Annotated in this window: 2 protein-coding genes and 1 pseudogene; 1 reads left to right on the forward strand and 2 read right to left on the reverse strand. The window is 75.9% G+C overall.

The window, feature by feature from the left end; translation table 11 throughout:
* Positions 1–496: MBL fold metallo-hydrolase (locus tag H5J30_RS30750; RefSeq protein ID WP_181790746.1), on the forward strand; the 496-nt coding region annotated here is incomplete at its 5' end.
* 17 nt (positions 497–513) lie between these two features.
* Here the strand turns inward: H5J30_RS30750 and H5J30_RS30755 are convergent.
* On the reverse strand, positions 514–1,116 hold the full coding sequence (locus H5J30_RS30755; protein WP_181790748.1) for a TetR/AcrR family transcriptional regulator: 603 nt from the start codon (positions 1,114–1,116) through the stop codon (positions 514–516).
* 18 nt (positions 1,117–1,134) lie between these two features.
* Positions 1,135–1,821 (reverse strand): annotated as a pseudogene (locus H5J30_RS30760) (hypothetical protein); the annotation flags it as partial.

Genomic DNA, 1,821 nt, shown 5'->3' on the forward strand with positions numbered 1-1,821 from the left:
GGGCGCGCAGGAGTGGGGCGTGCCGGTGGCCGCGCACGAGCTGACCGCGGAGGCGCTGCGCGCGGAGGCGGCGAAGCCGTGGTCGCAGGCGTACGTACGGGCCGAGATGGCGCGCGACCCGCGGCTGGTCCCGAGCTTCACGGCACGCTTGCGCGCGATGGCACAGGACGGCTGGGACGCCCTGCGCATCGTGCCGCCCGAGGAGACGTTCACCGACCGGCACCTGATCCGGCTCGGGGGCGTGACGGTGGAGCTGCGGCACGTCGGCGGCGGCCACGCGGCGGACTCGACCGCGGTGGCGGTGCCGTCGGAGGGCGTCCTGTTCGTGGGCGACTGCTTCTACCCGCCGCCGTACCACCTGCGGGCGGCGGGGGCGGAGCCGGAACCGGACCGGGCGCTGGCGCGCGGGCTGGTGAGCGGCGAGTTCGAGTGGTACGTGGAGAGCCACGACGTACCGCGGCGCCGGGAGGACGTGAAAGCAGCCCTGGACGGCTGACCGCCGCCGGGCAGGGTCTACTCGGGGGCCGGCGGCGGGTCCAGGGTGCGGGACAGGTACGCGTGCAGCAGCGTCCGGGTCTCCGCCAGCAGCGCCGCGTCGCCCTCCGGGTCGGCGCGGAAGGCGAGTTGGAGCAGCGCGTCGGCCGCCTCGACCGCCACCAGGCAGGAGCGCTGGAGCGAGGCCGTCACCGGCAGGGACAGCCGCTCCGCGAGGATGTCGCAGAGCCGGGCGGCGACCGGGTCGTTGGCCTCGAAGTCGACCTGCGCGAAGCCCGGGACCGTACGCATCATCGCGACGTACTCCGCCAGCATCGAGTCCAGGATGCGCCGCCAGCCGGCCTGCGCGGGCTCGGCGGCCAGCCGGCGGGTGACGCGGCCGGTGAAGTCGTCGAGGTTGCGGGCGGCGAGGGCGTCGGCCAGCGCGCGCTTGTTGGGGAAGAAGCGGTACACGGAGCCGATGGGGACGCCGGCGCGGTCGGCGACGGCGCTGGTCGTCAGGTCCTCGTAGCCGGTCTCGTCGAGGAGTTCGGCGCAGGCGTCGAGGATCCGGGCCAGCCGCTCGGCGCTGCGCTGCTGGACGGGGGTGCGGCGGAGAGAGGGGGAGCTCACGTCGTCCATGGTGCCGGACCGCCCCCGCTACGCGGCCAGCAGCAGGGTCAGCCCGCCGACCGTGTAGCAGACCATCAGCGCGAGCAGCGGCAGTTGGCCCGCGACCGCGCGGGCGGCCGGGAAGAGCCGGACGGCGCGGTCGTGGGCGGCGACGACGCCCAGGACGTGGCCGGTGACCACGGCGGTGACCTGGAGCGCGGCGAGGCCGCCGGGGGACAGCGGCGGGTCGGCCGGGGGCGGGTTGTCAGTGCCGGATGCGATCGTGACGGTACGTGGGCCCTCGGTGACGAAGAGCGTGAAGTAGTGGGCGGCGAGGTAGCCGAGCGCGATCGGCAGGAGGGAGTGGGCGAAGGCGGACAGCGGGTGGGCGAGGTGCCCGGAGACCAGGCGGACGGCCGCCGCGCAGGCGGCGTACAGGGCGGCGACGAGGGCGACGGCGGCGAGCAGGCCGAGCGTGGCGGTGGCGGTGCGGCCGAGGGAGGAGGTCTGCAGGGTGTCGATCCAGGAGGGGGCGGCGGAGAAGCCGTCGTAGGCGGTGGAGCCGAGGAGTACGCACAGCACGGCGGTCAGCCCCGGGAGGGCGGGCGTGGCGTCGAGGCCGGCGAGGGGGGAGCGCAGGACGAGCACGCCGTCGGCGGGGCGGCGGCCGACGGGGGAAAGCCGCGCGAGCAGCGTGCTGTACGCCTCGAAGGGGTCGCACCGCGCGAACCAGCG

The organism is Streptomyces phytophilus (assembly GCF_013870535.1).
Lineage (GTDB): Bacteria > Actinomycetota > Actinomycetes > Streptomycetales > Streptomycetaceae > Streptomyces > Streptomyces phytophilus.

Excerpts from the sequence above, each read along its gene's own strand:
- H5J30_RS30755 (WP_181790748.1), bottom strand. The coding sequence starts at position 1,116 with ATGGACGACGTGAGCTCCCCCTCTCTCCGCCGCACCCCCGTCCAGCAG.